The following is a 7187-nucleotide window of genomic DNA, read 5'->3' on the forward strand; positions in this document are numbered from 1 at the left end:
CCTGGAACGCTCGCAACCGCAACCGGATCACCGCCAGGGCCGAGGAAGCCACCAAGGCCGCACCTGCTGCCGGCCAGCCCGGTGCACCAGGCGCTGCCGCAGCCGAAGAGCCGATCTCGGCCGCGCTCAAGATCGACGATCTCAAGATCGAGCTCGGCTATGCGCTGCTGCCGCTGGTCAACGGCCCCGACGGCACCGACCGCCTCACCGAGCAGATCAAGGCGCTGCGCCGCTCGCTCGCGATCGAGATGGGCTTTGTCATGCCGGCGGTGCGCATCCTCGACAACGTCCAGCTCGAGGCCAACACCTACATCATCAAGATCAAGGAGGTCGACGCCGGTACCGGCAAGATCTGGCCGAACCAGTTCATGGTCATGGATCCCGGCGGCAGCCAGGTGCAGGTGCCCGGCATCCATACCACCGAGCCGACCTTCGGCCTGCCTGCGACCTGGGTCGATGCCAGCCTCAAGGAGGAGGCCTCGCTCAAGGGCTACACCGTCGTCGACGCCGCGACCGTGCTCTCCACCCACCTCACCGAGCTGCTCAAGGCCAACATGTCGGACCTGCTCTCCTATGGCGAGGTGCAGAAGCTGCTCAAGGAGCTGCCGAAGGAGCAGAGCGAGCTGGTCAAGGACATCGTCCCCGGACAGGTCACGGTCTCCGGCATCCAGCGCGTGCTGCAGCTGCTGCTCGCCGAGCGCATCTCGATCCGCGACCTCTCGACCATCCTCGAAGGCATCGCGGATTCGCTGGCCTTCTCGCGCAATCCCGCGACCATGGTCGAGCACGTCCGGGCTCGCCTCGCGCGCCAGATCTGCGCGCAGAACACCTCCTATGCTGGCTATCTGCCGTTGATCGCGCTGTCGGCGAAATGGGAGCAGGCCTTTGCCGAATCCATCATCGGCCAGGGCGAGGAGCGGAGCCTGGCCATGCAGCCCTCGAAACTGTCGGAGTTCATGACCGGCGTGCGCGAGGCGTTCGAGCGCGCCGCGCGCGAAGGCGAGGCGCCGGTGCTGGTCACCTCTGCGGCAATTCGCCCCTTCGTGCGGTCCCTGGTCGAGCGGTTCCGGGCCCAGACGACGGTGCTGTCGCAGGCTGAAATCCATCCCCGGGCGCGGCTCAAAACGGTCGGAAGCATCTGATTTGCCTTAAGAAGCCGTGTGTTTTTCAGCCACAGGCAAATGGTTTTTGAGTTCCTGGCGCCTTGTGGACCAACTGCCGAAAAGGCGCCTGACACACACATTACAGCTTTGAAATAATTACCGAAATGCACGATCCTGGGTCGCTTTTGATCGCGACCTTTCACGTCATCTCACGCTCTTGTGATGGTCTCTTGGGAACGAATCCCCCCAATACTAGGTTGTTGGGCACCGGAAGCATGAACCTGCCTGAAACGGCCGGCGACTACTTCGGGTAGATGGCGGCAGGAGGCTTCCATGAACCACTCGATCTACAGCGCAGATCGCTCGACCCATTTGAAAATTGTGGTCGTCGCCCTCGTCGCGGGGATCGCGGTGGCAGGCTTCGGCATCACGGCACGCACGGGTTCGGATGAAGGTCTGACCCAGACGGCCCGCGTCATCAAGGCCGGCAAGCCGGTCGTTATCACCAGCTCGAACGCGTCCCTCGTTCGCTAAGGAGATCTGACGAGTTTTTCGAATTCACGCGGCTCTTTACCAGCCCCCCAAAGTCGCCACGTGGATATGTAGACGACCCCAACCCCAAGTCGACTACAGAAAGCGCCCGCCCCCCACGGGCGCTTTCTCATGTCTGGACCTCCTCGTCGCGAGCGCAGCGATTTGTCCGCCACAGTTTCCACATCGTCATTGCGAGCGCAGCGACTTGTCCGCCGAGCCTCGGCGAAGGCGGAAGCAATCCAGAATCCCAAAGCGGAAACAGTCTGGACTGCTTCGTCGCAAGGGCTCCTCGCAATGACGGTTGCGTGTCTCTCGTGTCCCGGACGCGCTGCAACGCTCTTCGTTGCTGCGCAGAGCCGGGACCCAGCAGGCCACGGCACTCGTTGATGCATGGGCCCCGGCTCTGCAGCGCACCGTCGAAGAGACGCTGCGCTGCGTCCGGGGCACGAGACCTGTGTCCTTTGCGCACGCTGCCTCAGCGCGTCATTGCGAGCGCAGCGAAGCAATCCAGGAATCTTTCCGCAGGGACCATATTTGGTCCGTCATCCTGAGGTGCGAGGCATGCGATGCGAACGCATCGCAGGCCGAGCCTCGAAGGATGAACGGCCGAGGTGCAGCCGGGCTGTCGCCCTTCGAGGGCCGCTGAAGAAGCGGCCGCCTCAGGGTGACGGTCCGAGATGATGCATGCGGCAGCATTCGATAGTCGCTTTCGACTTGCAGACACACCTTCGCGTCCTCGCGGCTCATTTCGCCCGAGCTTTGTTTCGTTGCCTTGCCCTCTCATGAAAGAGGGCGCAGGGAAGGCCGGGAGCCGGTTGGCTCCCGTGGACCGCCATGCCAAGAGCAGATTGCGTGTGCTTCTGCATAGCGGAGAACAGGGCAACCGGAGACATCCCGGCCTTCCCTGCGCAGTGGTCTGACGGCTTATGTCGTGCTCTCCCCGGGGAGCGTTGCACTATTGCCCCCGTCGCCTTGCGGATGGCTGATGCGTGTGCCCGGTTGGGCAGTCCACATCACCGCAACGCTTGGCGCACAGACCCCGGGCGCCAGGACCACACGATTTTGCCGTACGCCGATCACACCGGTCGTGTGCGCGACGACCTCGCTCACGGTTGCCCACCCTGCGAAATCCAATCGCGCCGATGTCACCGGCGTCCACCGCCGCCCGGCCCGCGTTCGTGACGATCGCGATACGCCCCTCTTCCTTGGGCCGGGTTGCCGCGACACATACGTCAATTCCGAATTTCGGTAAAGTGGAATATTTTTGATGACGGGCGTTGACCGACCCATGGCGTGTTTTGCCCGTCAGGCAACGCAAGGGCTTGTAGATCGGCGCAACCCGCCGAATTGGAAGCGATCAGTGGCATTTGCTCTGGAACAGAAGCGAAGCTGACGGTCGGCGAACTGCACCGCAAGGGCTGCTAAGGGGCCACAAGGAGACAAAGTTGTGGTTTGCCTCTTCGGCCCGGATGATCAACATCGGGTGGCACGATAGAGGCCGCACGCCTGTTCGCTGCGGTGGCGTCGCTCGATGACTTGGATGGGCCAGAATGTGAGCCGGAGACTGACGTCGCCGAATACCAGTGCCGTCGGGGCTACATAGGTCGACAACTTAGCCACACTCCTACCGCGTGACTATTCCGCTCTAAAGGCGCAAAACATTGCACCCGTGCGCGTGCGCGTGGGGAATTTGAATGAGCTCCGCTCGACGGCGGAGCGACATGTTATTCTGGGCCGTCGTACCTGTTATGATTGTACAGGAGACCGCATCATGATTGCTCAAGATCGGTTTCGCGGCCTCTTTCGTAAATATTTGCTCGCACTTTTCGTAGCTGTCGCAATCCCACTGGCATTCAACGGCGTTATTGAAGGGTGGTTCGGCTATCGCGATCAGCGCGCGAGGCTTGACCAGTCGCTTGGTCTTCAGTCAGCATCCGCGGCCGCCGAAATACACGATTTCATCCACGGTATCACAACTCAGCTTGGCTGGCTGGTCCAGCTTCCGTGGACCGAGGAGCCCGACGACCGCCGGCGGACCGACGCGTTGCGCCTCCTTCGACAGGCGCCTGCCGTCGCCAGCCTCACGCTCCTCGACGGCAACGGTCTAGAGCGTCTCTATATCTCGCGGATCGGCCTGAATCGGATCGAGAGCCGCGCGGACCGATCAGCCGATCCCACTCTGGTCGGTGCCCGGGCAGCTCAGATCTGGTTCAGCGAAGTCAGCTACAATCGAGGCTCCGAACCGTACTTGACCGTTGCGACTGTGGGCAACCGACAGGCTGTCGGCGCAGTTGTGGCCGAAATCAACCTTAAGCTGATTTGGGACGTGATCTCGGCGATCAAGTTCGGAAGGACCGGCTACGCCTTCGTCCTGGACGGATCGGGTCGCCTTATCGCCCATCCGGACATCAGCCTCGTTCTCCGCGGGGCAGAAGAAGCAACCTCCGAACCATTTCGGGCTGTGCGGGACGCAATAGGGCCTAAACGGGGCTTCGCAACGAGCCGGGATGCACAAGGACAATATATTGTTGCCAGCACGGCTCCCGTGCAGGGCCCCGATTGGACAGTCGTGGTCGCGCAGCCGCTATCTGAAGCTTACGCGCCGATCCATGCCGCCCTTTGGCGGACCGCAATGCTTCTCGCAGTCAGCATCATACTAGCAGGGGTTCTGGCCTACGCGTTCGCGGACCGGATGACGGAGCCAATTAGACTGCTCGAGGAGGGCACGGAGAGGATTGGTGCCGGGTTCTTTGACCACCGCATCTCAATCCACACCGGGGACGAGTTCCAGCGCCTTGCAGACAGCTTCAACAGAATGGCTTCCGAGTTGGCGCTGGCGCAGCAGCACCAGGAGCGCATAGCCAAGCTCAAGCGGTTTCTTGCCCCCCAGGTCGCCGATCTCGTCGATAGAGCCGGGGACGACAGCGTGCTGGACGGCCGCCGCACGGAAGTCGTCGTAGTCTTCTGCGATTTGAGGGGTTTCACCGCGTTTTCAGCAGGAGCTGCGCCTGAAGACGTCATGAGCGTACTGTCCGAGTACTATGAGAGCCTTGGCAGGGTCATCGCGGAATTCGAAGCAACTCTGATCAATTTCTCCGGAGACGGACTGATGGTTCTGGTGAACGCACCTGTCCCAGTCGAAGAGCCTGCATTGAGAGCTATCGATCTCGCCATCGACATGCAGAAGAACGTGCAAGCCCTTATCGCTGGCTGGCGATCGAGTGGCTACCACGTTGGTTTCGGAATCGGCCTAGCCAGCGGGCCCGCGACTGTCGGCCGGATCGGATACAAGGACCGGCTCGACTACACCGCCATTGGCAGCGTTGTGAATCTCGCCGCCCGACTGTGCGCATCTGCCGCAGACGGGGAAATCCTAATCGACGCCAAAGTCGCCGTTGGCGTCAAGGGCAAGCGGCCCGTCGAGGATCTTGGGGGCCGAGAAATCAAGGGATTTGATGAAGCTATTCCTGTCTTCGGGATAGACTTCAATACTCTCTAGCCGAGGCTGGCCGCCGGATGCCTGGCATAACCCTGTTGAAGACTGTTTGAGCATCCCGAGCTATGCTCTGCCAATTAGTTTTCGGTAGCGGATGCATATGCATGAGGTGCGCCCGTTCAGTAGCAGCAACGCCACGAAGCGCCAGGCGGCGTGATTTTCTGCTTTTGATGGTAGGTGCTGCGACGTGCACGACCGCCTCGTATGCGCAGAAATCCTCCATGCCCGTCATTGGCTATCTTTGTCCGGAGTCGCTCGAACTCTTTGCCAGTCGACTTGAGGCTTTCCACCAGGGACTAGGAGAAGCCGGCTTTGTCGAGGGCCGCAATGTGGCAATCGAGTATCAATGGGCCAACGGACAATATTCTCGATTGCCTGCCTTGGCTACCGAACTGGTCGCCCGCAACGTGGATGTGCTCGTGGCGCCTGGGGGCGCCCCCGTGGCACTGGCCGCGAAAGCGGCGACTACGACCAAGACAATCGTTTTTGAGATGGGCGGCGACCCCGTCCAGCTACACGTGGTCGACAGCTTGTCGCGGCCGGGCGGAAATATCACGGGAGTTTCGAGCCTGAGTGTCGACGTTTCGCCAAAGAGGCTTGAGTTTATGCGCGACCTGATGCCCACAGCGCCGAAGTTGATGGTTGTCGCCAACCCGACAAGTCCGACCGCACAATCACAATTACAGAAGCTTCACGCCGCTGCAGACACCCTGCGGGTTCAACTGGAAGTCTTAGGCGCAAGTAAAGAGGATGAGTTTGAATCTGTATTCGCCGCCGCGGCCAAGGACGGGGCAAGTGGGCTTGTTTTTACCTCGGATCCCTATTTTGCATTTCGCAGTTCGCGGTTGGCTGCTCTCGCAATAAAGCATCGCGTGCCCGCAATCACACAGACCCGAGACTTTCCCGTTGCTGGAGGTTTGATGAGCTACGGTGGAGACTTCATGCAGTCGCACCGCCGCGCCGGGATCTATGCCGGACGGATCCTGTTGGGCGAGAAGCCTTCCGATCTTCCAGTCCAGCTCGTCACAAAGGTAGAGCTCGTTATCAACTTGAAGGCTGCCAAACTGCTCGGTTCTGCGTTCTCCTCAGTAATCGTTGCCGGCGCGGATGAGGTGCTCGAGTAAACTACGCTTCCGAGCGGACACGTATGGGCTTGCAGCGACGTCAGACTTCGAGGCCGGGGCTGGCGGTGGATCGTACGTGAGCGCTGGATACTCTGATCGAGAGCCGTCTGTCGTCGGCTATGGGGTCATTTGCCGACCTCGCGAGAACGAGCGGCGCAGTCGGCTCAGAGGCCCCGGGCGGATGAAGGCTGGCAGCCGCTCCGCTGCAGTTGCTCGCCCGAAGGCCCTCTGAGACTGCCGACCAACCACGCAACCGTCGCCTTCTCAACGGCGCGGCGCCCCATAGCTCGGCGGCGGCGCCTGCACGATCGGCGCGGCGGCGGCGAACAGATCTTCCCTGCTCCCGGTCAACGGCGGATAGATGCGCTTGCGGTTGATGGTCTGCTTGGTCGTCTTGGCAGCCTGACCGGTGGTCCGCACCTCGCGGTCCCAGCCCTCAGTGTAGAGCGCGCCCCAGGCGCCGAGATCGAGCACGGTCACGTACCAGTCGATCCGCAGCGGCAGCATCGGCAAGCCTGCGAGATCGGCGACCACGTTGTGACCGGCAAAGCGGCCCATGGGCCGCGCGAACTGGCAGGACATCACGGTCGGATGCAGCCCGTCGACCACGCTCGAGGCGACGTCGCCGGCCGCGAACACGCCGCCGACATCCGCGACCCTCATGAACGGATCGACGAGGAGACGCCCGAGGCGATCGCGTGCGTCCGGAAAACTCGCCGCCAAGGGACTGGCACGCATCCCGGCGCACCAGATCACGGTTTGCGCCGGAATGAACTCGCCCGAGCTCAACCGAATCCCGGCCGCCTCGACCGATACGACGCGCACGCCAAGCCGCGTCTCGACCTCCAGCGCGGCCAAGGCCGTCTCGATGACGGGTCGCGCCTGCGCGCCGATGGTGGCGCCGACCGCTGGATTGGGATCGACCAGGAT

Annotated in this window: 5 protein-coding genes; 4 read left to right on the plus strand and 1 reads right to left on the minus strand. The window is 61.9% G+C overall.

Features of this window, described 5'->3' with window-relative positions:
* The 4 genes from MOV74_RS26805 to MOV74_RS26820 all read left to right on the plus strand — a co-directional run.
* Positions 1-1142: FHIPEP family type III secretion protein (locus MOV74_RS26805; RefSeq protein ID WP_246929486.1), on the plus strand; the 1142-nt coding region annotated here is incomplete at its 5' end.
* Between the two features lie 294 nt (positions 1143-1436).
* Positions 1437-1637: a hypothetical protein gene (locus MOV74_RS26810; RefSeq protein ID WP_011084994.1), complete on the plus strand. Its 201-nt coding sequence runs from the start codon at positions 1437-1439 to the stop codon at positions 1635-1637.
* Positions 1638-3408: 1771 nt separating this feature from the next.
* Entirely contained in the window at positions 3409-5136 is a 1728-nt protein-coding gene (locus tag MOV74_RS26815) for a cache domain-containing protein (protein WP_246929488.1), read from the plus strand.
* A 167-nt stretch (positions 5137-5303) separates the two neighbouring features.
* Complete coding sequence (locus MOV74_RS26820) at positions 5304-6257, plus strand: ABC transporter substrate-binding protein (protein WP_404979181.1); 954 nt, start codon at positions 5304-5306, stop codon at positions 6255-6257.
* Between the two features lie 264 nt (positions 6258-6521).
* Here the strand turns inward: MOV74_RS26820 and MOV74_RS26825 are convergent.
* Positions 6522-7187, minus strand: a 666-nt coding sequence (locus tag MOV74_RS26825; RefSeq protein WP_246929492.1) for an FAD-dependent oxidoreductase, incomplete at its 5' end; no start/stop codon positions are given.

Origin of the sequence: Bradyrhizobium sp. SHOUNA76 (assembly GCF_023006445.1) — a bacterium.
Taxonomy (GTDB): domain Bacteria; phylum Pseudomonadota; class Alphaproteobacteria; order Rhizobiales; family Xanthobacteraceae; genus Bradyrhizobium.